Below are 24,225 nucleotides of genomic sequence, written 5' to 3'. Positions count from 1 at the left end.
GGATTTATGATTGATGTCGGTATTAAAGAAAAACAGCGCCAGACAGCGTGACCAGGAGCGCGCGCGACTCATCTGGCTTCTCACGACCGATAAAGCGGTCACTTCTACGCTATTAGGCAAACTCACCCTGGCTGAGCAATATGATGTCGGCACCCTGGCCGACGATATTGCTGAGGTAGGTGCGCTGGTTGCTCATTTACCCCCGCCGGATCTGGCGGATACGCTGGAAGCGCTTCCCTCGGAAGAACGTCACGCCCTGTGGCGTCTGGTGCAGGATCACGAGCGCGGGCAGGTGCTGCTTGAGGCTTCTGAAAACGTCTGGGACGACCTGATCGACGAGATGAGCGACCGGGATATTCTTGACGCTGTGCAAACCCTGGATATCGACGAGCAGATTTACCTCGTTCAGCACCTGCCGCGAAACCTGACCGGTCGCCTGCTGGCGTCACTGCCTGCGGAGGAGCGGGCGCGCGTGCGTCAGGTGATGCACTACGAGAAAAACAGCGTCGGCGCGATCATGGAGTTCGGCGTTATCACGGTGCGCCCGGACGTGACGCTCGGCACCGTACAGCGCTACCTGCGTCGCCTGGGCAGGATGCCGGATAACACCGATAAACTGTTTGTCACCTCCCGGGATAAAACCCTGCTTGGCGAACTTGAGCTGAAAACCATCCTGCTCAACAGTACCCAGCGGCGGGTGAGCGAGGTGATGGAAAACGAGCCGATGGTCTTCTCCCCGGAAGACGATGCGGAAAAAGCGGCGCGTACCTTCGAGCGTGACGACCTCGTGAGCGCGGCGGTGGTAGATTCCGTTGGCAAGCTGATGGGCCGTCTGACCATCGATGAGATCGTTGACGTGGTCTATGAAGAAACCGATAACGACCTGCGTGCGCTCGGCGGGATTAGCGCTGAAGACGACGTCCACGCTTCTGTAGGCAAAGCGGTCAAAACCCGCTGGGCATGGCTGGCTGTTAACCTCTGTACCGCATTTATTGCTTCACGTGTGATTGACGGTTTTGAACACACCATTTCGCAGCTGGTGGCGCTGGCCTCGCTGATGCCGATTGTGGCCGGAATTGGCGGCAACACCGGAAACCAGACCATCACCATGATCGTCCGCGCGCTGGCGCTGGAAAATATTCAGCCTGGTAACTTCGCCTTTCTGATCTTCAGAGAGATGGGCGTGGCGCTGATCAACGGCCTGGTGTGGGGCGGCATTATGGGCGGCATCACCTGGTGGCTGTATGACGATATGGCGCTGGGTGGGGTGATGATGCTGGCGATGGTGCTGAATTTGCTGGTGGCATCGATGATGGGGGTTATTATTCCGCTGACGATGACCAGGCTGGGGCGCGACCCCGCGGTGGGGTCGAGCGTGATGATCACCGCCATCACCGATACCGGCGGTTTCTTTATTTTTCTTGGGCTGGCGACGATTTTTCTTCTTTAAGCCGACGCTTAATGCGGGCAGGGAGGAGTGCCATGACGATAATCCCGCCCAGCACGCCAATCGCCAGATTGCCGGTTGATACCGTGGCGGCAACGGTGACCAGCATGACTACCGTTTCTGCTATCGGGGCAGTTTTCACCGTGGCTGGCTGAAGGCTGTGCCAGCTGAAGGTTTTGACGGCGACAATCGCCATAATACCCGCCAGCACCGCCATCGGGATTTTGGCCATCACTTCGCTGAGTGCCGTCACCAGGATAAGTAGCACAATGCCCGCCGCAATGGTTGAAATGCGGCTTCGTCCTTTCCCCATCTCCACGTTGACGATGGTTTGTCCAATCATCGCGCAGCCTGCAATACCGCCATAAAATCCGGCCAGAATATTGCCGACGCCTAATCCAATGCTTTCGCGGCGTTTACCTGACGGTGTCGCGGTCAGCTCATCCACCAGTTTTGCCGTCAGCAGGGATTCCAGCAGGCCGACAAACGCGATGCTCAACGCGCACGGCCAGATAATGCTCAGCGTCTGTACATTGAGGGGGACCAGAAGTTCGGTAAGTCCCGGCAAACCGCCGCTCATGGAGCCTTCATCGCCCACGGTCGGCAGGATTTGACCGGTTGAAACGGTAAACAAGGTTAACAGCACAATCGCAATCAGCGGGGAAGGGATGCTTTTGATATAGCGTGGCACCCACAGCACGATCAGCAGCGTCAGCACGAACAGGCCCACAATCAGCGGGCTTCGGCTCCAGAAATGCGGCACCTGAGCGAAGAAGATTAAAATGCCCAGGGCGTTAACAAACCCGGTCATGACCGACTGGGGAATAAAGCGCATCAGTCTTGCCATGCCCAGTACGCCAAACAGAATTTGAATCACGCCAGCCATCAGCACGGCGGGAAGAATGTACTGTACGCCGTGCTGATGCACCATTGGCCCAATGACCAACGCCACGGAACCTGCTGCTGCCGTGACCATCGCCGGACGACCACCGAGTACAGACAGGGCAAGACACAGCACCACGGAGGCGATCAGGCTGACCTTCGGGTCAACGCCCGCTACAACCGAAAATGAAATGACCTCGGGGATCAGCGCCAGGGCGGTAATCACGCCTGCCAGCGTTTCACGCGTCAGCTGTTTAGGGGAACGCAGTACGTTGGCTACGCGGTCTTCGGGGGATACAGCAGAATGGGGTAAGGGCATAACAGTTCGCTGGTTAGGGCAGGCTTCCGTGCGCGCGATCACAAAACGCAACATACTAGCCAGTAAAACCGCGCTTTACCAGACGCATCGATAATTCCTCACAAACAATCCATCATTAAATTTCACAATTACAATAATTTCGTAACCTTTAAACAATATTTAAAAGTTGTTACCGTGCCCCCGCAGCTTTTTTCACCTGCAATTTCCACGCATCAAGCACTTTTACACTAAGGCATAAATTATGAAAAAAATGACTGCCATGCTCTTTTCTCTGGCCGTGGGGCTTAACACCGTCTCCATGGCGGCGAAAGCTGACGCACCAAAAGAGCAGGAAACGGACGTCCTTTTAATTGGTGGCGGTATCATGAGCGCCACGCTGGGAACCTATCTGCAAGAACTGCAGCCGGACTGGTCTATGACCATGGTCGAGCGCCTTGATGGCGTGGCGCAGGAGAGTTCGAACGGATGGAATAACGCCGGTACCGGACATTCGGCACTCATGGAACTGAACTATACGCCGCAGAAAAAGGACGGTTCCATTAGTATCGAGAAGGCGGTAGAGATCAACGAAGCATTCCAGGTTTCTCGCCAGTTCTGGTCTCATCAGGTCAACAGCGGCGTGATGCACGACCCGCACTCCTTCATCAACACCGTGCCGCACATGAGCTTTGTGTGGGGTGAGCAGAACGTCAACTTCCTGCGCGCGCGCTACGCCGCTCTGCAGCAGAGCACGCTGTTCCGCGGGATGAAATACTCTGAAGACCACGCGCAGATTAAAGAGTGGGCTCCGCTGGTCATGGAAGGTCGTGACCCGAACCAGAAAGTGGCGGCGACCCGCACCGAAATTGGTACCGACGTTAACTACGGTGAAATTACCCGTCAGCTGGTGACGTCCCTGAAGAAAAAAGAGAACTTCAACCTGCAGCTCAGCACCGAAGTGCGCGGTTTCAAGCGCAACGCGGATAACAGCTGGAGCGTGACCGTTGCCGATCTGAAAAACAACGAAGTCGAGCACGTCATCAAAGCGAAGTTTGTCTTTATCGGTGCAGGCGGCGCGGCGCTGAAGCTGCTGCAGGAGTCCGGTATTCCGGAAGCTGACGACTACGCGGGCTTCCCGGTGGGCGGCCAGTTCCTGGTGTCCGATAACCCGGACGTGGTGAACCGTCATCTGGCAAAAGTGTACGGCCAGGCTTCTGTTGGCGCACCGCCGATGTCTGTTCCGCACATCGACACCCGTATGCTTGACGGCAAACGCGTGGTGCTGTTTGGGCCGTTCGCGACCTTCTCCACGAAATTCCTGAAAAATGGCTCCCTGTGGGATCTGCTGAGCGCCACCACCACCTCTAACGTCAAGCCGATGATGGACGTGGGTCTGGATAACTTCGACCTGGTTAAATACCTGATTAGCCAGGTGATGCTCTCTGACGACGACCGTTTCGAGGCGCTGAAAGAGTACTATCCGCAGGCGAAGAAAGAAGACTGGCGTTTGTGGCAGGCGGGTCAGCGCGTACAGATCATCAAGCGCGATCCGAAAGAGGGTGGCGTGCTGCGTCTGGGTACCGAAGTGGTGAGCGATAAGGATGGCACCATCGCCGCGCTGCTGGGGGCGTCACCGGGTGCGTCTACCGCTGCGCCAATCATGCTGCACCTGATGGAAAAAGTGTTTAAAGATAAAGTCGCCAGCCCGGAATGGCAGGCGAAGCTGAAAACCATTATTCCATCCTACGGCACGAAGCTGAACGGCAACGTGAGCGCGACGGAGCAGGAGCTGGAATACACCAGCCGCGTACTGCAGCTGCAATATATCAAGCCACAGGCTGCGGATGCTGCGCCAAAAGCGGAGCTGAAGCCTCAGCCGGAAAACAAACCGGTTGCGGATATCGCGCTGTAAGGTAAAAGCAAAACGGTAACATCCGTTACCGTTTTTAGTGTTTTCTCCCTCTCCCTGTGGGAGAGGGGTGGGGTGAGGGCACCAGAGCGCACCCTTTCCGGGTCGGGTAAGGCGAAGCCGCCACCCGACTTATCCTTAACGTACTACCGCTTGTCCGACAGTCTCATCTGCCTTCCACACGCGATACTTCACTTCCACGTTTTCAGGCGTATAGACCACGATCGGCAACTTGCTGTTGTAGCGCAGCAGACTGTTGTCGCCCAGATACGCCGTCACAAATTTCTTCTCTTTCTTGCCATCCGGGCAGGCCATCATGGTGGAGACCGGAGAGGTCACTTTGTCAAAGACGTAATAGTCGTAACCCCAGCCTTCCAGCGTTTTGCTTTCCAGCTGACCGCCCAGACGGTGCTGGTTGCAGTCCACTTCCAGCGTCTTGCCAATTAACAGTTCTACTTTGAAGTTCGCTTCATCCTGCTGTGCCGGCAGCTGGATCACCTGACGCTTCATCCCTTTTTCCGCTTGCGGATACGGAGCAACTTTTTCCAGCGGCTGCTCTTTTGGGGTTTCGCTGGCGAAAGCACTGCTGCTGACGCACGCAGCGGCGATGAGGGCGATGGCAAATTTAGGGGCGTTTTTCATTGTCATTCCTTTATGTCAAAACGTTCCTGCAGAGATTAACATAACGCACATGAATGACTGGTGATATTTACTTACATTTTCATTATATTCAGCGTAATAAACTTAATATTTATGATTAACGTAGGTGTTTGTACTGGTATGGAGTCTGGCGGGAGTTCGTGTTATTTTAGACCCCATATAATGTTATTCATCTGTAAAAGGGAAGAGAGATGGTTCGTGCAAAACTGAAAACACCTGAAGGCCGCAAATTCCTCCTGGCGCTGCTGGTCGTGTTTATGATTGCTGCCGCGTGCGTCGGGCGGGCCACCATTGTTGGCGTCATCGAACAATACAACATTCCTCTCTCCGCCTGGACCACCAGCATGTATGTGCTGCAATCAGCGATGATCTTCGTTTACAGCCTGGTGTTCACCGTTTTACTTGCCATCCCGCTGGGCATTTTCTTCCTGGGCGGACGTGAAAAACACTAAGCATTCACCTGCTATAAGAAGCCAGCCTGCGGGCTGGCTTTTTTTATGTCTGATGATTTTTATTCGCATTTCCAGGATATTCTGTTTCGAACAAGATTGTTCGACATAAAGCAGGAGATGCGCAATGTTATCCCGGTTTGCAACGCTCAGCCGGATCCCGAAAGGAGTCTGGGTGGTGGGTGGCGTCAGTATGCTGATGGATATCTCCTCGGAGATCATTCACAGCCTGCTGCCGTTGTTTATGGTCACGACGCTGGGTGCCAGCGTGATTTTCATTGGTTTGATTGAAGGTCTGGCTGAGGCTACTGCGCTGTTTATCAAAGTGTTTTCCGGCGCAATCAGTGACTATCTGGGCAAACGTAAAGGACTGGCAGTTCTGGGCTACGGTCTTGGTGCGTTGAGTAAACCGCTGTTCGCTATCGCTTCTTCCTCCGGCATGATTCTTGGGGCACGCTTAATCGATCGGGTAGGGAAGGGGATCCGTGGTGCGCCGCGCGATGCGCTGGTCGCGGACGTTACGCCACCGGAACTCCGCGGCGCGGCCTTTGGTTTGCGTCAGTCGATGGACACCATCGGCGCATTTCTCGGGCCGTTGCTGGCCGTAGGCTTAATGCTTTTGTGGAATGATGATTTTCGTACTATTTTCTGGATTGCGGTGATCCCCGGCGTACTCGCCGTTGCCTTGCTTTTCTTCGGCCTGCATGAGCCTAAAACCCCTGTCGAGCATAAACGAACGAATCCCATCAAAAAAGAGAACCTCAGGCGCCTCGGGAAAGGCTGCTGGTGGGTCATTGGCCTGGGGGCCATCTTCACGCTCGCACGTTTCAGTGAAGCATTTCTTGTGCTTCGTGCTCAGCAGTCGGGTGTGCCGCTGGCGCTGATCCCGCTGGTGATGGTTGCCATGAATCTGCTCTATTTCCTCTCTGCCTATCCGTTTGGCAAGTTATCCGACGTGATGAGCCACACCCGATTATTGCAGTGGGGGCTGGTGGTGCTGATAGGTGCGGACATTGTGCTGGCGCTGAGCACCCACTGGGCAGGCATTATTTTAGGCGTTGCGCTTTGGGGGATACATATGGGCATGACCCAGGGGCTGCTGGCGGCAATGATTGCGAAAACTGCGCCTGCGGATCTGCGCGGTACCGCCTACGGTATTTTTAGTCTGGTCAGCGGCGTGGGATTATTAGTCGCCAGCCTGGGGGCAGGGGCAATCTGGGAGACGTTTGGTGCGCAATATACGTTTTATGCCGGGGCGGTGATTTGTCTGGCGACATTGGTTTATCTGCGAAAAACACCTGACGAAATGGCATAAAAAAACCAGCCATAAGAGGCTGGTTTTGATAATAATTTTGGTCGGCACGAGAGGATTTGAACCTCCGACCCCCGACACCCCATGACGGTGCGCTACCAGGCTGCGCTACGTGCCGACGCATAAAAAGAATACTACTCGATTCCGTTTTGAATGCAAGGGAATCCGTCGCTAACTGGTTTATTATTAATCAGTTAGCGATAAACCGCTTCTCATCCGTCAGGACCTGTAGCAGCAGGCTCAGCTGCGGTTTCTGGTCTTTCAACCGTTCACCCTGCAGATTATACGTCTGATAATTCCCGTTGCTGTTCAGCACCAGCGTCAGCTTCGGCGTGGTCACCACCAGCGTATTATTCCCCGCAGCCGTAACCCAGTTGTGGCGGCGCGCGGCGCTGAAGAGATCCTGCCCCTGAGAATACTCGTTTGCTGGCGTGCTGACGTGCAGCAGGCGTTGCATCAGGGTGGTCATCACATCTTTATGCTCGGTGAGCATATTGATGCGCTGCGCCGGCGTGCCTGGCCAGTGGATCACCAGCGGAACCTGCAGATTCGGACGAGACCAGCTCATACTCTTCGTCTCATCACCTAACGGTACGCCATGACCCGCGGTCACGATCACCACGGTGTTGTCCAGCTTGCCCGACTCGCGAAGCGCGTCAAGCACGCGGCCTATCTGCGCATCAACATCGCCAGCCGCGCGGCCGTAACGGCGCGCAAAGTCATTCTTATTGCTGTCAGCAAGCGTTGTACCGTTAAAGGCAACCCATGAGAACCAGCGGTTATCTTCCTGGGCGTAGCGATGCAGCCAGTTTATCCATTGGCTGGCAGTCTGCGCATCGGACTGATTTTGTGCCGTCGGCAGTGAGAAATCGGACAGCAGCGCCTGGCGGTAGAGCGGGCTGTTAAAGCCATCGGAGGAGAACAACCCTAACTGATAGCCTTGCTGATTCAGCCCGGTAATCAGCGCCGCTGGCGTGCGGGTAGACAGTACGCCGTCCATGTAGCCGGCTGAAATGCCATAGAAGAGGCCAAAGATGCCCGCATCGGTTGTGTTACCGGAGCTCATATGCTGAGTAAACGAGACGTTTTTACTGGCGAAATCGGCCAGCGCGGGCATCTGCTTCTCGTAGCGCGAATAGTTCAGGCCATCGACGGTGATCAGCAGGACGTTTTGCCCGCGGCCCATATCGCGGTAGTGCAGGTCGCTCAGAGGATACTGAACGCTGACGGCTTCCGGGTTACCCTGTTCGACCAGGCGGCGCTGGTACTCCTGCGCATCAAGCAGGCCGTGTTTCTCGAGGAAGCGACGGGCCGTCATCGGATATGAGAGCGGCAGGTTAGCGCGCTGCATGGTAATCGGGCGATAGAAGTTCGCATCCGCCCAGATATACATGATGTGCGAACTGATAAATGAGACGAAAAAGAGCGTGGCGACGGGCTTCGCATAATGGCGTCGCCGGGTCAGACTGCGAAGTTTTTGCCAGCTCCAGGTGGCAAACAGCATCTCAATCAACAGGATCACCGGGACGCTGATAAACATCAGCTGCCAGTCACGGGCCGTTTCGTTCTGGTCGGGGTTAATCACCAGTTCCCAGACGATGGGGTTGAGGTGCAGGTGGAAGCGGGTGAACACTTCACTGTCGATAAGCAGTAGGGTCATCCCTACCGTCGCAAGGATGGCGGACAAGAACCGCATCAGACGCTGCGACATGACGATAAACGTCAAAGGGAACAGGATCAGCAGATAGGTGGCGAAAACCAAAAAGCTAAAGTGACCCACAACGCTCATCCAGGAGTAGATACGCCCGGTTAGCGTTGTTGGCCAGTCTGCGACAAACAGATAACGACAGCCAATGACCGTCGCCAACAGAATGTTGAACAGGGCAAACCAGTGCCCCCAGCTGACCATCTGGGAGACTTTTTCACGGTAGCGCTGACGATTCGTCACCATAAACTGTTGTTCGTATCCCTTAATGGGCCGGGTCGTTGCTGACGGACGACTGTAAAGCCTGGGCGAAGGATTTTGCGATCGCCTGACGCTGAGCCGGAGCAACGCTGGTGTTAATCAGGTTGGTGACCATATTTCCCAAAACCATCAGGGAGAGATCGGTCGGCGTTTTATGTTTTTCCAGTACGTTGACCAGCTCACTGAGCAGTTGTTCAACGTGTTCATCACTGTAGCGGGAATGTTGTGGCATAAATCAAAATCAGTTTGTTGATGAAAGGGCAACATATTACCGTAGCAACAGCTTTTTTTCCCCTTTTTTATCTGTTGTTGCACACATGTCCTGGTGGTGGTTGAATACCGCCCGGTCTAAAAGGAGAGTTTATCATGAGTCTGGAAATCAACCAGATTGCCTTGCACCAGCTTATCAAGCGTGATGAGCAAACCCTTGAAGTGGTGCTGCGCGATTCGTTACTGGAACCCACGGCGACCGTTGTGGAGATGATGGCAGAGCTGCATCGCGTCTACAGCGCCAAAAATAAAGCCTATGGTCTGTTCAGCGAAGAGAGTGAACTGGCTGATAGTCTGCGCCTGCAGCGTCAGGGCGAAGAGGATTTTCTGGCGTTTAGCCGCGCCGCAACCGGGCGTCTGCGCGACGAACTGGCGAAATATCCGTTCGCCGACGGCGGGATCGTGCTGTTCTGCCACTACCGCTATCTGGCGGTAGAGTATCTGCTGGTTACCGTGCTGAATAACTTAAGCAGCATGCGCGTGAACGAGCAGCTGGATATCAGCTCAACGCATTATCTGGATATCAACCATGCGGATATCGTGGCGCGTATTGATTTGACCGAGTGGGAAACCAACCCGGAGTCGACCCGCTACCTGACTTTCCTGAAGGGGCGCGTGGGCCGCAAAGTGGCAGATTTCTTTATGGACTTCCTTGGTGCCAGCGAAGGTCTCAACGCCAAAGCGCAGAACAAAGGGCTGCTTCAGGCGGTTGACGACTTCACCGCAGAAGCGCAACTCGATAAATCTGAGCGGCAGACTGTGCGTCAGCAGGTATACAGCTACTGCAACGAACAGCTGCAGGCAGGGGAAGAGATCGAGCTGGAGTCCCTGTCAAAAGAGCTGGCGGGTGTCAGCGAAGTCAGCTTCCAGGAATTCGCCGCGGAGAAAGGCTATGAGCTTGAAGAGAGCTTCCCGGCGGATCGCAGTACGCTGCGTCAGTTAACCAAGTTTGCCGGTAGCGGCGGTGGGTTAACCATCAACTTTGACGCCATGTTACTGGGTGAAAGCATCTTCTGGGATCCGGCCACCGATACGCTGACCATTAAAGGTACACCGCCGAACCTGCGCGATCAGCTTCAGCGCCGCACTTCGGGCGGGAAATAACAGCCATAAAAAAACCCCGCAGAAGCGGGGTTTTTTTTCGACGAGTTTGCGATTACGCGCGAACGAAGTCGATGTGAGACAGTTTTGGCTTGAACGGGTGACGCTGAACAGCCTGAACTTTCACTTTTTCTTCTTTACCGCCAACAACGATGGTCAGAACTTCGCTGTAGAATTCAGCTTTGGTCTGCAGGTTCCACAGTTTGTCGTGATCCAGTTCGATTGCAACTGGAGCAGCTTCGCCACCGTAAACGATAGCCGGGAACTTGTTAGCGTTACGCAGGCGGCGGCTCGCACCCTTACCCTGCACGTTACGTACTTCTGCTTCGATAGTGAACATTGATTTCTCTCTGTATTTAAAACCCTGCTACAGGCGACCCAGCAGCAGGTGAGTGTTCTGCCTCACGGATGTGAAGCGGGCGGCATTTTATACTCAAATGCCCCTCACATCAATGAAAAGTCCCGCTAACCGCGCAATTCGTTGGCGCGACGGAAGCGACCTTCGTAGTCAAAGAGTTTCTCACGCACCTGCCAGAACTGGCCTTTCTTACGGGCGACGACAAAATCCGGATGGCGCAATAACACCTGCTGGCGCACGATGTCGGCCACGGTTATCCAGCGCAGGGGCACGCCCGGGGTGCGGGTGTGCGGGCGGATAAACAGCTGTTCGAAGGCCATTCGCTGGGCAGGGGTCTGGACCCGGAAGCGTTCGCTGACGTCCGCCCCGTCTTCGTCGTAATAGGTGATTTTCAACCACTCACCTTTTTCATCGGTGCCGGGCTGCAGTGCCATGCCGGAACAACGCAGCACCAGCGCATCTTTCAGCTTTAGCGCCGCTTTCAGCATGTCGTCCGGGTCAACCAGCACCGTGTCGCATTCCCGACAGCGGCGAGCGGCAATGTCGTTTTCGGCGTTGCACTGCGGGCAGTTTTTGAACCGGAAGCGGAAATCACACTGCTCGCGATGCCCGTCATCATCTTCAAACCAGCCCTGACAGCGGCGGCCAAAATGTTCGATCAGCGTACCGTCGGCGGTGGTTTTTCCCCAGAAGGTGTTGGCAAACCCGCAGGCAGGGCAAAAGACCTGCACGGGCACGTTGTCGCTTTTCCCTTTTGGCGCGCCGACTTCAGGCGTATAGAGATCGTGCGGATTACCGGCATAATCCAGAATCAGGCAGTCGGTTTTTCCCGGGGCCAGACGCAAGCCGCGGCCAACAATTTGCTGGTACAGACTGACCGATTCGGTCGGGCGCAAAATGGCGATCAGGTCGACGTGCGGGGCGTCAAAACCGGTGGTCAATACCGACACGTTAACCAGATAGCGGAACTGCTGGGCCTTAAACGCGTCAATCAGGCTGTCGCGCTCCGGGCCGGGCGTCTCGCCGGTGATTAACGCCGCGTCGTCGAAGGGCAGTAACCCGGTGATTTCTCGCGCGTGCTCAACGGTGGCGGCAAAGATCATTACCCCTTTGCGCGTCGCGGCGAACTCCTCAATCTGGCTGATGATATGCGGCGTAATACGCTTTTGCTTTTTCAGCTCCTGGTTGAGATCCGCTTCGCTGAATAATCCGTTGCTTTGCGCCTGCAAACGGCTGAAATCGTACTGCACCACCGGCATATCCAGCCGTTCAGGCGGCGTCAGGTAGCCATGTTTAATCATGTAGCGCAGCGGAAGTTCGTAAATGCAGTCGCTAAACAGGGCCTTGTCATCGCCGCGCACCATGCCGTGATAATGGTAGCGATAGATCCAGCCTTTCCCCAGACGAAACGGGGTCGCCGTCAGGCCCAGCAGGCGCAGGTGAGGGTTCACCGCTTTCAGGTGAGCCAGGATTTGCTGATACTGGCTGTCGTCGTCATCGCTGATGCGATGACACTCGTCGACAATCAGCAGCGAAAATTCGCTGCGAAACAGGTCCAGATTGCGCGCCACCGACTGCACGCTGCCAAAGACCACTTTGCCGTGGCTCTCTTTACGCTTTAACCCGGCGGCGAAAATATCGGCTTCCAGCCCAAGTGCACAATACTTGGCATGGTTTTGCGCGACGAGCTCTTTGACGTGCGCCAGCACCAGCACGCGACCGCGCGCCAGACGCGCCAGTTCGGCGATGACCAGGCTTTTGCCTGCGCCGGTCGGGAGCACAATCGCCGCCGGCTCGCGATGTTTACGGAACCAGGCGAGGGTGGCGTCAACGGCTTCCTGCTGATAGGGACGAAGTGTAAAAGTCATGGGGTCTCGGTTTCGTTATTCCGCACATAGTATGCCACGAAACTTTTTCCCTTGAGTGGCGCAACCAGACCATTATACTGAACCGTTCCAGACTGCTTCTTTTTTCGGACCTGTTTCCGACTTCTAGCACCATTAAGGCTAAAAAGATTTCATGCGACTTGATAAGTTTATCGCTCAGCAACTCGGCGTTAGCCGCGCTATTGCCGGGCGCGAAATTCGCGCCAGCCGCGTTACCGTGGATGGCGACATTGTAAAAGACACGGCTTTCAAACTTCAGCCTGAGCATCAGGTGAAGTATGACGGCAATCCGCTGACCCAGCAGCACGGTCCGCGCTACTTCATGCTCAATAAGCCGGAAGGCTACGTCTGCTCAACGGACGATCCGGATCACCCGACGGTGCTCTATTTCCTCGACGAACCGGTGGCGCACAAGCTGCACGCCGCAGGCCGCCTCGACATCGACACCACGGGTCTGGTGCTGATGACCGACGACGGGCAGTGGTCGCATCGCATTACTTCCCCGCGTCACCACTGCGAGAAAACCTATCTGGTCACGCTGGAGTCTCCGGTGTCGGATGACACGGCGGAGCAATTCACGAAAGGCGTTCAGCTGCATAATGAAAAAGATCTGACCAAACCCGCCGTGCTTGAGGTGATCACGCCGACCGAAGTCCGTCTGACCATCAGCGAAGGGCGCTACCATCAGGTGAAACGTATGTTTGCCGCGGTGGGGAACCACGTTGTCGGCCTGCATCGTGAGCGGATTGGTGAGATTGAACTCGATCCCGACCTGGCGCCTGGCGAATATCGCCCGTTAACGGAAGAAGAGATCGCCAGCGTCGGTCTGCCTTCGCACTAATTTCAGGAGAGCTCTGTGACCACCAGGCCACACTCGTCGTTCAAAATCGTCTTCATTCTTGGCTTGCTGGCCATGCTGATGCCGCTGTCTATTGATATGTACCTGCCTGCGCTGCCGGTGATTTCTGCGCAGTTTGGCGTACCAGCAGGCAGTGCGCAGATGACGCTCAGCACCTATATTCTCGGTTTTGCCCTCGGCCAGCTGTTTTATGGCCCAATGGCGGACAGCCTTGGACGCAAGCCTGTCATTCTGGGCGGGACGCTGGTCTTTGCGGCCGCAGCGGTGGCCTGTGCGCTGGCGCAGACCATCGATCATCTGATTGTCATGCGCTTCTTCCACGGTCTGGCGGCAGCAGCGGCAAGCGTGGTGATTAACGCCCTGATGCGCGATATCTACCCGAAGGAAGAGTTCTCCCGCATGATGTCGTTCGTGATGCTGGTGACGACGATTGCGCCGCTGGTGGCCCCTATGGCCGGTGGTGCGGTGCTGGTGTGGTTTAGCTGGCATGTGATTTTCTGGATCCTGGCCCTGGCCGCGCTGCTGGCCTCCGCGATGATCTTCTTCTTTATTGATGAGACGCTTCCCGTAGAGCGTCGCCAGAAATTCCACATCCGAACCACAATAGGCAACTTTGCCTCGCTGTTTCGCCACAAGCGCGTGCTGAGCTATATGCTGGCAAGTGGGTTCAGCTTCGCCGGGATGTTCTCCTTCCTGAGCGCCGGACCGTTTGTCTACATCGAACTGAACCACGTTTCGCCGCAGCACTTCGGCTATTACTTTGCGCTTAACATCGTCTTCCTGTTTATCATGACCATCATCAATAGCCGTTTTGTCCGGCGGGTGGGGGCGCTGAACATGTTCCGCGCCGGGCTGTGGATCCAGTTTGTGATGGCTATCTGGCTGGTGGTGAGCGCGTTTCTGGGCGTGGGCTTCTGGGCGCTGGTGGTCGGCGTGGCGGCCTTCGTCGGCTGCGTGTCGATGGTGTCATCTAATGCGATGGCGGTGATCCTGGATGAGTTTCCGCATATGGCGGGCACCGCATCTTCCCTGGCGGGGACGTTCCGCTTCGGCATCGGCGCTATTGTTGGAGCGTTGCTTTCGATGGCCACCTTTATGACGGCATGGCCCATGCTGTGGGCGATGGCTTTTTGCGCAACCAGCTCCATACTCTTCTATCTTTACGCCAGTCGACCGCGAAAAGCGGCCCACTAGAACACAGAGAAGGCCCGGCAGGGCCTTTTTTGTTGATGCATATCAACCAAACCCCCGTTCGTTTATGCCGTGTTTGTTTATTTTATGTAAAATCTATTTATGTAAAAAGTCACATCATTGTATTTAAAAAGGTTGAGTTAGATCGCAGAAACGGGTACATATAGCGCCCACGCGAGCCTGTAACGCCTATAAAAACCGCTAATTAATGCAGGTTCGCAATCATGTGTTACTATAAATGTAAATAAATTGTGAAGTAAATTTTGCTTCCGGGGAACGAACGTGAATACATTACAACTCTCCATTGTCCATCGCTTGCCTCAGAGCTATCGCTGGTCTGCGGGTTTTGCAGGTTCGAAAGTTGAACCGATTCCGCAAAACGTCGCGGGCTGTGAAAACTGCCTGGTAGCACTCAAGCTGTTGAGCCCAAGCGACGAAAATGCATGGCGGGTGATGGAGCGTCTCAGTCAGGCCCTGACGGATATCGAATTGGACAGCTCCGTGCTGGAGTGCGAAGGTGAGCCGTGCCTGTTTGTGAAAAGCCAGGACGAATTTGCCGCCACCTGCCGTCTGAAGAATTTTGGCGTTGCCATTGCTGAGCCTTTCTCCGGCCAGTACCCGTTCTGACCGCTAGTCTGCCGACAACAGCTGGCGCGTGTAGCGCTGCGTTGGCGCGCTAAATACGCGCTGGCACTCACCTTGCTCGACCACTTCTCCCTGTCGCAACACAATCACCTGATGGCATAACGCCCGCACCACCTGTAGATCATGGCTGATAAAGATATAGGCCAGCCGGTGCTTTTCCTGAAGCCCTTTCAGTAGCGCCAGGATCTGCGCCTGAACGGTTCTGTCCAGCGACGACGTCGGTTCATCCAGAATAATCAGCTCCGGTTTCAGGATCAGCGCGCGGGCAATCGCGATACGCTGGCGCTGCCCGCCGGAGAATTCAGCCGGATAGCGGTGACGCGTCCCGGCATCTAAGCCCACTTCGGCCATCACCCGTATGACCTCCTGCTCGCGTTGCTGAGCGCTCAGGCCGGGCTGATGCACGCGCAGACCCTCTTCGATAATCTGTAGCACGCTGAGCCGTGGGTTAAGCGAGGAGTTGGGATCCTGAAACACCACCTGCATGCGGGGCCGCACGGGCAGCATCTGACGACGGTTCCAGCGGTGCAGCGGCATATTGTCAAAGAGGATCTCGCCCTGCGAGGCAATTAAGCGCAGCAGCGCCAGACCGGTAGTGCTTTTACCCGAACCGGATTCGCCCACCAGCCCCAGGGATTCTCCCGGGCGCAGCGAGAAGCGGATGTTTTTCAGCACGGGATTCTGATCGACAATGCGTCGCAGAATACCTTTGCGGATCGGGAACGAGACGGACAGATCCTCAACGCGCAGCAGTGGTGTGCTGTCAGCCGTGAGGGGAACCGGGTCGCCGGAGGGTTCGCTGTCGAGCAAACGCTGCGTATAGGGGTGCTGCGGCGCGCTCAGCAGCGTGGACGCGGTATTCTGTTCAACACACCGTCCGTTTTGCATCACCGCGACGCTGTCGGCCAGCTTTCTCACAATGCTCAGGTTATGCGTGATAAACAGCAGGCTCATGTTCAGCTCGTCACGCAGTTCCCGCAGCAGCGTCAATATTTGTGCCTGTACCGTCACGTCCAGCGCCGTTGTAGGTTCGTCGGCAATCAACAGTTCGGGGCGCGTGAGCAGGGCCATGGCAATCATCACGCGCTGGCGTTCGCCGCCGGAGAGCTGGTGCGGAAAATCATTCAGCCGTTTGGCCGCATTGCGTATGCCTGTCCGTTCAAGACAATCCAGAATTTCTCCCCGCGCCGCCTCTTTGCGCATCCCCCGGTGCAGGGAGAGCACTTCATAGAGCTGTTTTTCCAGACTGTGCAGCGGGTTGAGGGAAACCATGGGCTCCTGGAAGATCATGGCGATTTTGTTGCCGCGAATGCCGCGCAGGGTATGTTCGTCGGCATGCAGCAGCGAACTGCCGTGAAACAAAATATCCCCTTGCGGGTAGCTCACCGGTGGAGAAGGCAGCAGCCGCAGGATCGAGAGTGCCGAAACGCTCTTGCCTGACCCCGACTCACCCACCAGGGCCAGCGTTTCCCCAGGCTGGATCTGCAGCGACAGGTCGGTGACCACGGTACGCGTCTCGCCCTGCGTTGAAAAAGCAATCGACAGGTTATCAATACTGAGAAGGGGCTGGGTCATTTTATACCGCCTTGTTCGGATCGAAGGCATCGCGCACGGCTTCGCCAATAAAAATCAGCAGCGAAAGCAGCACGGCCACGGAAAGAAAGGCGGCGATGCCTAACCACGGCGCCTGCAGGTTGTTTTTGCCCTGCAGCAGCAGTTCGCCGAGCGACGGGGAACCCAGCGGTAGCCCGAAACCGAGAAAATCCAGTGAGGTGAGGGTGGTGATGGAGCTACACAGAATAAACGGCAGGAAGGTGAGCGTTGCCACTACCGCGTTGGGCAGCATATGGCGGAAGATGATCCCGCGGTCGCTCACGCCAAGCGCCTGCGCGGCGCGAATATAGTCGAAATTGCGGGTGCGCAGGAACTCCGCCCGCACCACGCCCACCAGCGCCATCCAGCCGAACAGGACGGTGATGCCTAACAGCCACCAGAAGCCAGGCTGCACCACGCTGGAAAGCAGGATGATCAGAAACAGCGTTGGCATGCCTGACCAGACTTCAATAACCCGCTGGCCCCACAGGTCAATTTTCCCGCCGTAGTAACCCTGAACGGCACCCGCCACGACGCCCATTACGCTTGAGAAGATCGTCAGCATCAGCCCAAAGAGAAGAGAAATTCGCGTGCCATAAAGGATGCGCGCCAGCACGTCGCCGCCGTTAGCATCCGTTCCCAGCCAGTTTTGCGCGGAGGGCGGGGAAGGGAAGGGGGTCGTGGTGGCAAAGTTAATGCTGTTTGCGCCAAAGCGTACCGGTGCCCAGAGCGCCCAGCCGTGCTGCTCAATCTGCTGGCGAAGCCACGGATCCTGATATTCCGCCGGTGTCGCAAACGGGCCGCCAAAGTCGCTTTCGCTGTAATTGGCGATAACCGGCACGTACCAGCGGTCGTTAAAATGCACCAGCAGCGGTTTGTCGTTGGCGATCAGCTCCGAACACATGCTTAAGGCAAACAGCACGGCAAAAATCCACAGCGACCAGTAGCCGCGGCGATTGTGGCGAAAACGGGCCCAGCGGGCCTGGTTGACGGGGCTTAAATGCGGCATCAGCGGCCCTCAAAATCGATTCGGGGATCGACCAGCGTATAGCTGATATCACTGATGATATTCAGCAGCAGGCCAATCAGGGTGAAAATATAGAGTGTGCCAAACATCACCGGATAATCGCGCGACACGGTAGCCTCATAGCCCAGCAGCCCCAGACCGTTGAGCGAGAACATCACTTCTATCAGCAGCGAGCCGGTAAAAAACATGCCGATGAACGTGGCCGGAAACCCCGCGATCACCAGCAGCATGGCGTTGCGGAACACGTGTTTCCACATGATCTGCTTCTCGCTCACGCCCTTGGCGCGGGCAGTAACGACGTACTGTTTACGAATTTCATCGAGAAAGGCGTTTTTGGTCAACATGGTCAGGGCCGCAAACCCGCCAATGACCGTGGCCAGCACCGGCAGCGTGATATGCCAGAGATAGTCAGTGATTTTCTGATACCACGGCAGGGAACTGAAATCGGCGGAGACCAGTCCTCGCAGCGGGAAGAGGTCGAAATAACTTCCCCCGGCAAAAAAGACAATCAGCAGGACGGCAAACAGAAACGCCGGGATGGCATAGCCGATGATGATGAACGTGCTGCTCCAGATATCGAAGCGGCTGCCGTTATACACCGCTTTGCGGATCCCGAGCGGTATAGAGACCAGATAGATAATCAGCGTTCCCCACAGCCCCAGCGTTATCGAAACCGGCAGGCTTTGCTTGATCAAGGTTAACACTGAGGCACTGCGAAACAGGCTGTCGCCAAAATCAAAGCGGATGTAATCCCAGAGCATTTTGAAATAGCGCTCGTGAATCGGTTTGTCAAAGCCGTAGCGGTGGGTGATCTCGGCGATCACTTCCGGATCCAGCCCGCGCCCGCCGCGATAATGGCTTTCGCTGATATTCCCTACGCCGGTTCGCGCATGGCTCGCGCCCATCCCTTCACCGCCGCCGCCGGGCATGCCGCCGCTGTTGCCAAATTCAATGGCGGCAATCGCCTGATCGACCGGCCCCCCGGGGGCGATTTGCACGATAAAAAAGTTAATCGTGATGATGGCCCACAGGGTGGGGATGACCAGCAGAAGACGACGGATAAGATAGGCGCCCATGATGATTCCTTATCGCCGCTCAGCGGGAAGTCTGGCGGCTTTGTTAACGTCATACCACCAGGTATCAAAGCCCAGGGAATAGACAGGGCGCACGGCAGGCACGGAGAACTTGTCCCAGCGCGCAAGGCGATCTTCGCCCATATACCACATCGGCAGCATGTAGTAGTTCCAGGTTAAGACCCTGTCGAGGGCGCGCCCGAGCGGCAGGAGCTTTTCTTTATCCCCCTGCGCCGCCACTATTTTCGCAATCAGCACGTCAATTGCCGGGCTTTTTACCCCTGGCGCATTGTACGAGGAGTCAATGTAGCTGGAAGCCCAGGAGATTTGCAGGTCGGAGCTCGGCCACGGCTGCGCGGGCCACAGGCGCTGCATCATGTCGTAATCACGGCTGCGCATGCGGCTGGTGATCTGCGCGTTATCGACCTGGCGAATGTTCATGGTCACGCCCAGCCGCTCAAGGTTATGCTTAAACGGCAGTACCCACTGATCGTTGCCCCCGGACGAGAGCAGCAGCTCAAAGCTGAGAGGTTTACCCGTTTTGGCATCCACACGCTTTTGATTTTTCAGGTGCCAGCCCGCGTCATCCAGCAGTTTGCTGGCTTTGAGCAGGTTGTCGCGGTCGTAACCGTCACCGTTCGACGCGGGCGGCTGAAACACGGTGGTGAACACTTGCAGCGGAAGCTCCGCTTTTAGCGGCGCGAGCAGAACCAGCTCGTCGGCTTTCGGATAATCACGCGCGGCGTACTCGGTATTCTGAAAATAGCTGTTGGCGCGGCTGTAAGCCTCGTAAAACAGCGCTTTGTTCATCCATTCAAAATCAAAGGCCAGAGATATTGCTTCCCGCACCCGGCGGTCATTAAATACCGGACGCTGAATATTAAACGCCAGCCAGCGGGTGTCCTGGGCAGACTCATTTTTGTGCTCGTCTTTGACGATATAGCCTTTTGCGAAATTTTTACCGATATAGCGGGTCGCCCAGTTTTTGGCGCTGCTCTCTACGCGTAAATCGAAGGCGCCGGCTTTGAACGCTTCAAACGCCACGTTATCGTCGAGGTAGTAATCATAGCGAAGGGTGTCGAAATTCCAGCGCCCGCGGTTTACCGGCAGGTTAGCCGCCCAGTAGTCTTTGACGCGGGAATAGACCACATACTGCCCCATGCGCCAGTCGGTAATGCGGTATGGGCCGCCTGCCAGCGGTGGCGTCGAGAGCGGGTCGCTTAGCTTATGATTCTTCCAGAACGATTCCGGCATAACCGGCAGCGAGAACAGGCTGAGCATATTCTCTTTGTTCGGTTCGCTCAGCTCGATGCGCACGGTGAGCGGCGCAATGGCTCTGACGGATGCGCCTTTATACACGATGCGGAACTGGGGGACGCCTTCGGTCATGAATTTATGGAAGGTGAACGCGACATCGCTGGCCTTAACCGGCGTACCGTCATGAAAACGTGCCCGTGGGTTCAGCGAGATTTCCGCCCAGGCGAAGTTATCGGCGTAACGCACGTTATCGGCAATCAGCGGATAGTAGCTGCCGGGTTCATCATCAGACGTGACAAAGAGCGTATCGTAAAGTGATTCCGTCCGCGCGGCCGCCACGCCGCGCAGGGCGAAGCGGTTGAAGTTATCGAATGTCCCTGTGGCGGAAAGTGTGACCTTTCCGCCCTTCGGCGCGGCAGGGTTAACGTAATCGAAGTGCGTAAAATTGACCGCATATTTCGGCTCGCCAATCACCGCGAAGGCGATATTTTCTTTGATGGCTTGCGCCTGGCTGGACAGGCTCGTTAATGCCAACATCAGCAACATGAAGCGCATAAGCATCTCGCGGCGGCTCCCTTTTTTACAGACCGGCTCGGTTCAGCTGAATAATAAGTGACGTCACGGGCAATGTGAAATCAATCATCCTCGGGCGAAATATCAGGCCGCCATTCGCGGAACTGCGCCAGCGGCATCGGGCGGCTAATCCAGTATCCCTGCAGGAAATTAACGCCGTGTTCGCGTAGCCAGGCGGCCTGTTCCGGCGTTTCCACCCCTTCGGCGACGGTCAACATACTCAATCGTCTTGCCAGCGTCAGGACGGCATCCAGCACCGGCGACGTCACGGTCTCAGTACCTATCGCATTGACAAAACCTCGGTCGATTTTGAGGTAGTCCATGGTGAAATGTTCAAGATAAATCAGCGCGCTGTGGCCGGTGCCAAAATCATCAATGGCTATTTCAAACCCTTCGTTATGCAGCCATTCGAAGAGACTATTAGCTTCCCGATGATTCAGCATGTCGCGTTCGGTAATTTCCAGCACGATCTGGAAGTAATCCGGCGGCAGTAACGCTTTGAAGGTGCGCATATCGTCTTTGAAGCTTTCCGCATGCAGATGCCCCGGCGCAATGTTAATACCCACCTTTGCTCCCGGGGGTAACAGGGTTTGTAACACGGGGGCATCGTGAATGATAAGGTCAAAGAGATGCAGCGTCAGCGGGACAATCAGCTTCTGCGCTTCGGCAAAGTTGATAAACGCGTCCGGCGGAATTTCCCCCATTGTCGGGTGTTTCCAGCGCATCAGCACTTCAAGCCCGGTCATTTTGAGCGATTTTGCATCAACGACGGGCTGATAAACCACGTAAAACTGGCCGCGCTTAATGGCGCTTAAAATCTCTTTACCCGGATTGAGCCGAATGCTGAGAATATAGTAGTTGAGCGATCCGGCACAAATGCCGCATACCAGCCCGAAGAACAGGGCGTAGAGAATTTCATCGCTGGTCCATGCGTCCGCATACAGGTTTATGGTCAGGGGGACGTCTTTCAGCGTCGCGATACGGACCGGGATTTCATGTAGATCATGCGCGTTGACCAGCGTGCTGGACCGCGTTGACAGTGCATTATCGCCAATGATGATGGCTATACCCGTGAATTCGTCCTGGCGCGCGGTGTAGAGCAGGTAAGGCGTCAGATTGAGATTCACCGAGGTGAACACGCCACCGTCCTTCACTAAGGGGTTACGGTACCAGATGGCAATCGCAGGCTTATTGGGCAACATCGGGGTGCCGGGAAGCAACGCCATATCGATCTGCTTATCGATGTGCAGCTCGGGTATCAGCTCCTCCATCGGGAAATTCATCGGGCCTGTGGCAGAAGAACAGAACGCCATTTTGTCTCTGACCAGCAGGAATGCGCGAACGTTAATGCTAAAGGCCGCGCGCGAGGTGAGCTCCTGATTGACGTCGTGGCAGTTGTTTAACGTGAGCGGCTGGAGGGTGTCGACAGCGTTTTTTAACTCATCGAAATAGCTCTCCATATAGATGCTCACATCGTGGATCAGGGTGTCAAATTTGACTTCCCGCTTGTGGTAGCTCCAGAAAAATTGCAACGAACCCAGGAGCAGGGCGGCGATCAGGCCTGTGATGATGCTGAGGATCAATATCTTGCGATTGCTGGAGAAGTAGCGGGTGAACATAGACGTCGTGATTCCTGAAATGCCGCTGGATGTATTCAGTGTAACGGGCAAAAAAAAACACTGCCTGAGCAGTGCTTTTTTTCATCATATCGTCAGCCAAGGGATAACCAACGATACAATTGTCATATTAACTGCGGGTCAATACGCGGCGTGCTTCGTTGTAGCGCTTCTTCCAGTATGGTTCATTCATGCTGGAAATGGTCACACCGCTGCTGGTGGAGGCATGTACAAACTGGTCATTACCAATGTAGATGCCAACATGTCGACCTGTTGAACCGGCACGGAACAGGACTAAATCACCGGTGCGCAGTTTGGTACGTGAAATCGACTTGCCCATCTCCTGCTGTTCATAGGTCGAACGCGGAAGATCTAACCCAAATTGCTCACGGAACGTACGCTGTACAAAACCGGAACAATCAATACCTGTTTTTGTGCTGCCGCCAAGACGATAGCGCACGCCTTTCCAGTCAGCATACTGGTCCATAATACGGGACTTCACGTCCAGATTACGTACCATATTTTCAAATTCATCCTGAGAGGCTTGCAGTGACGAGGAATCTTCCATTCCCACAACACGCGTCTCAGGATGCATATTCTTTGCGGTGTTCGATGTACTACATGCAGACAACAGTACCGCGACTGCTATCGCCGGGATCCCCCGTAAGATATATCTCAGAAACGGTTGAGATTTGACCATTTTGTTTATTATCCCTTGAAGTCCTTAACGACAAATATCGTTATAAAAATGCCAAACGTGACGAGACTAATTATCTGTTCACATTGAGACAATTCTTTCTGGTCACATTTGTGGCACAGCGCACAAAATTATTCACCAAGGAAATAATTATCTCTATGGGGCAAAACGAGTTCGAGATTAACCGATTGCCAGGGGTATTGCGAGTAAAAAAAGCCTTTTTTTTATAAGAAAATGTGATACAGAAAGTAAAAACATAGAATTGCTCAAAATAGCGACGGATCCGCTGCGCCAGTATGCAATTGCTTCATTTTTATCATGAATATGATGACGAGAATATGACAATCGGGAAAGATCGCGGCGAGAACGCTATCAGGGATCATGTCGATCCCTGATAGACCACGTTAATTTAGGTTAGTTATTTGTTTAATTGTTGTTGCGGTTTACCGGGAAGATAGCGATCGAACAGCGCTATTATCCTGTCGCTCAGCGGGGTTATCAAACACCACGGCAGCGCAATCAGCGCTACGGAGAGCGAACCGACGGCAATATCGGTGAACCAGTGAGCGCCAATCATTACGCGCGGGAAGGCAAAAACCACAAAAATAATCAGGGCTATGGCAAAGGCTTTTCTGCCGAAATAGCGAAGCATAATTGCGGAAAAAATAAGCAGCATCATGCCGTGATCGCCGGGGAAACTGTCCTTCGACGCATCTTTTGTTGGAATATGCAGCAGTTCACTGACGCGATAAATATCGGTGAAGAATAGCGTTGGGCTTGAACGCTTAACCGGAATAATCGCGGTTGCCAGCTGGTTAATGACGACGGCAAACAGCAGCATCACCAGACCGATAATGAGAATACGCCGACGCCCGGCTTTATCCTCTTTCAGCCAGAAAGAGAGCATCAGGCAGCCCATGGCCAGCAGCGAGAAGCCGTCGAAGGCGCGGTTGTTGGTAATTGCCACCAGCCACAGGAACGCGTTGCTCTTCACCAGTTCCTGGTTGAAGAAGTGAAAAATGGCAGAATCCAGCGGGAACCAGAAACCATGATCCGCCGGGATATACCAGGAGAAGAAAAGCGCCAGACCGGCGACATTAAGCAGTAATATCAGGGGAAAACGAGTTGTCATAACGTTCTGCATAGAGTGAAAACT

Annotated in this window: 21 protein-coding genes and 1 tRNA gene; 8 read left to right on the top strand and 14 right to left on the bottom strand. The window is 55.1% G+C overall.

The window, feature by feature from the left end; genetic code table 11:
* Positions 1-13: 13 nt before the first annotated feature.
* Positions 14-1,450, top strand: coding sequence for a magnesium transporter (gene mgtE / locus FU672_RS04300; protein WP_148242302.1), 1,437 nt, complete (start codon positions 14-16; stop codon positions 1,448-1,450).
* On the opposite strand, the gene FU672_RS04295 is transcribed toward mgtE, so the two are convergent.
* Positions 1,413-2,702 carry a SulP family inorganic anion transporter gene (locus FU672_RS04295; RefSeq protein WP_148242301.1) on the bottom strand — a complete coding sequence of 430 codons (1,290 nt, stop codon included), beginning with the start codon at positions 2,700-2,702 and terminating at the stop codon, positions 1,413-1,415. The genes mgtE and FU672_RS04295 overlap by 38 nt on opposite strands.
* 187 nt (positions 2,703-2,889) lie before the next feature.
* Here FU672_RS04295 and mqo point away from each other — a divergent pair, with 187 nt between their 5' ends.
* Entirely contained in the window at positions 2,890-4,539 is a 1,650-nt protein-coding gene (gene mqo / locus FU672_RS04290) for a malate dehydrogenase (quinone) (protein WP_148242300.1), read from the top strand.
* 135 nt (positions 4,540-4,674) lie between these two features.
* Here the strand turns inward: mqo and eco are convergent, their stop codons facing one another.
* Complete coding sequence (eco, locus tag FU672_RS04285) at positions 4,675-5,178, bottom strand: serine protease inhibitor ecotin (protein WP_148242299.1); 504 nt, start codon at positions 5,176-5,178, stop codon at positions 4,675-4,677.
* A gap of 209 nt (positions 5,179-5,387) precedes the next feature.
* Between eco and FU672_RS04280 the strand changes: the two genes are divergently transcribed.
* Both FU672_RS04280 and FU672_RS04275 read left to right on the top strand, forming a co-directional pair.
* The gene (locus FU672_RS04280) at positions 5,388-5,648 is read left to right on the top strand and encodes a DUF2534 family protein (protein ID WP_008500962.1); all 261 of its coding nucleotides are present in this window, start codon (positions 5,388-5,390) and stop codon (positions 5,646-5,648) included.
* 124 nt (positions 5,649-5,772) lie between these two features.
* The gene (locus tag FU672_RS04275) at positions 5,773-6,960 is read left to right on the top strand and encodes an MFS transporter (RefSeq protein WP_148242298.1); all 1,188 of its coding nucleotides are present in this window, start codon (positions 5,773-5,775) and stop codon (positions 6,958-6,960) included.
* Positions 6,961-6,998: 38 nt separating this feature from the next.
* Here the strand turns inward: FU672_RS04275 and FU672_RS04270 are convergent.
* From FU672_RS04270 to FU672_RS04260, 3 genes are all read right to left on the bottom strand, one after another.
* Positions 6,999-7,075: transfer RNA gene (locus FU672_RS04270), tRNA-Pro, on the bottom strand.
* 72 nt (positions 7,076-7,147) lie between these two features.
* On the bottom strand, positions 7,148-8,908 hold the full coding sequence (gene yejM / locus FU672_RS04265) for an LPS biosynthesis-modulating metalloenzyme YejM (protein ID WP_148242297.1): 1,761 nt from the start codon (positions 8,906-8,908) through the stop codon (positions 7,148-7,150).
* 19 nt (positions 8,909-8,927) lie between these two features.
* On the bottom strand, positions 8,928-9,155 hold the full coding sequence (locus FU672_RS04260) for a YejL family protein (protein ID WP_008500958.1): 228 nt from the start codon (positions 9,153-9,155) through the stop codon (positions 8,928-8,930).
* A gap of 134 nt (positions 9,156-9,289) precedes the next feature.
* Here FU672_RS04260 and yejK point away from each other — a divergent pair, with 134 nt between their 5' ends.
* On the top strand, positions 9,290-10,297 hold the full coding sequence (yejK, locus tag FU672_RS04255) for a nucleoid-associated protein YejK (RefSeq protein WP_148242296.1): 1,008 nt from the start codon (positions 9,290-9,292) through the stop codon (positions 10,295-10,297).
* Positions 10,298-10,349: 52 nt separating this feature from the next.
* Here yejK and rplY read toward each other — a convergent pair whose 3' ends face one another.
* Complete coding sequence (gene rplY, locus FU672_RS04250; protein ID WP_029740955.1) at positions 10,350-10,634, bottom strand: 50S ribosomal protein L25; 285 nt, start codon at positions 10,632-10,634, stop codon at positions 10,350-10,352.
* Between the two features lie 125 nt (positions 10,635-10,759).
* Positions 10,760-12,520, bottom strand: coding sequence for a DNA repair helicase RadD (gene radD, locus FU672_RS04245; RefSeq protein ID WP_148242295.1), 1,761 nt, complete (start codon positions 12,518-12,520; stop codon positions 10,760-10,762).
* 151 nt (positions 12,521-12,671) lie between these two features.
* On the opposite strand from radD, the gene rsuA reads away from it, so the two are divergent.
* The 3 genes from rsuA to FU672_RS04230 all read left to right on the top strand — a co-directional run bounded on the left by rsuA (position 12,672) and on the right by FU672_RS04230 (position 15,215).
* A complete protein-coding gene (gene rsuA / locus FU672_RS04240; protein WP_148242294.1) occupies positions 12,672-13,379 on the top strand; it encodes a 16S rRNA pseudouridine(516) synthase RsuA in 708 nt (235 codons plus the stop codon).
* 15 nt (positions 13,380-13,394) lie between these two features.
* Positions 13,395-14,591, top strand: a complete 1,197-nt coding sequence (locus FU672_RS04235) for a Bcr/CflA family multidrug efflux MFS transporter (RefSeq protein ID WP_047647241.1) — start codon at positions 13,395-13,397, stop codon at positions 14,589-14,591.
* Positions 14,592-14,870: 279 nt separating this feature from the next.
* Positions 14,871-15,215: a YejG family protein gene (locus tag FU672_RS04230; RefSeq protein WP_148242293.1), complete on the top strand. Its 345-nt coding sequence runs from the start codon at positions 14,871-14,873 to the stop codon at positions 15,213-15,215.
* A 3-nt stretch (positions 15,216-15,218) separates the two neighbouring features.
* Here FU672_RS04230 and yejF read toward each other — a convergent pair whose 3' ends face one another.
* From yejF to FU672_RS04195, 7 genes are all read right to left on the bottom strand, one after another.
* Positions 15,219-16,808 carry a microcin C ABC transporter ATP-binding protein YejF gene (gene yejF, locus FU672_RS04225; RefSeq protein WP_148242292.1) on the bottom strand — a complete coding sequence of 530 codons (1,590 nt, stop codon included), beginning with the start codon at positions 16,806-16,808 and terminating at the stop codon, positions 15,219-15,221.
* A gap of 1 nt (position 16,809) precedes the next feature.
* Positions 16,810-17,835 (bottom strand): ABC transporter permease, encoded by a 1,026-nt coding sequence (locus tag FU672_RS04220; RefSeq protein ID WP_148242291.1) that lies wholly within the window; start codon positions 17,833-17,835, stop codon positions 16,810-16,812.
* A complete protein-coding gene (locus FU672_RS04215) occupies positions 17,835-18,929 on the bottom strand; it encodes a microcin C ABC transporter permease YejB (protein WP_029740961.1) in 1,095 nt (364 codons plus the stop codon). The genes FU672_RS04220 and FU672_RS04215 overlap by 1 nt, the downstream gene beginning before the upstream one ends.
* 9 nt (positions 18,930-18,938) lie before the next feature.
* Positions 18,939-20,744: an extracellular solute-binding protein gene (locus tag FU672_RS04210; protein WP_148242290.1), complete on the bottom strand. Its 1,806-nt coding sequence runs from the start codon at positions 20,742-20,744 to the stop codon at positions 18,939-18,941.
* Between the two features lie 74 nt (positions 20,745-20,818).
* Positions 20,819-22,375: a cyclic di-3',5'-guanosine monophosphate phosphodiesterase PdeN gene (gene pdeN, locus FU672_RS04205; RefSeq protein ID WP_148242289.1), complete on the bottom strand. Its 1,557-nt coding sequence runs from the start codon at positions 22,373-22,375 to the stop codon at positions 20,819-20,821.
* A 127-nt stretch (positions 22,376-22,502) separates the two neighbouring features.
* On the bottom strand, positions 22,503-23,072 hold the full coding sequence (mepS, locus tag FU672_RS04200; RefSeq protein WP_008500946.1) for a bifunctional murein DD-endopeptidase/murein LD-carboxypeptidase: 570 nt from the start codon (positions 23,070-23,072) through the stop codon (positions 22,503-22,505).
* A 415-nt stretch (positions 23,073-23,487) separates the two neighbouring features.
* Positions 23,488-24,201 carry a phosphatase PAP2 family protein gene (locus FU672_RS04195; RefSeq protein WP_187360779.1) on the bottom strand — a complete coding sequence of 238 codons (714 nt, stop codon included), beginning with the start codon at positions 24,199-24,201 and terminating at the stop codon, positions 23,488-23,490.
* Positions 24,202-24,225 lie beyond the last annotated feature (24 nt).

This window comes from Enterobacter asburiae (assembly GCF_008080435.1).
In the GTDB taxonomy this organism is placed as follows: Bacteria; Pseudomonadota; Gammaproteobacteria; order Enterobacterales; family Enterobacteriaceae; genus Enterobacter; species Enterobacter asburiae_C.
The sequence above is the reverse complement of the archived record's forward strand: the minus strand, read 5'-3'. Positions and strand labels throughout refer to the sequence as shown.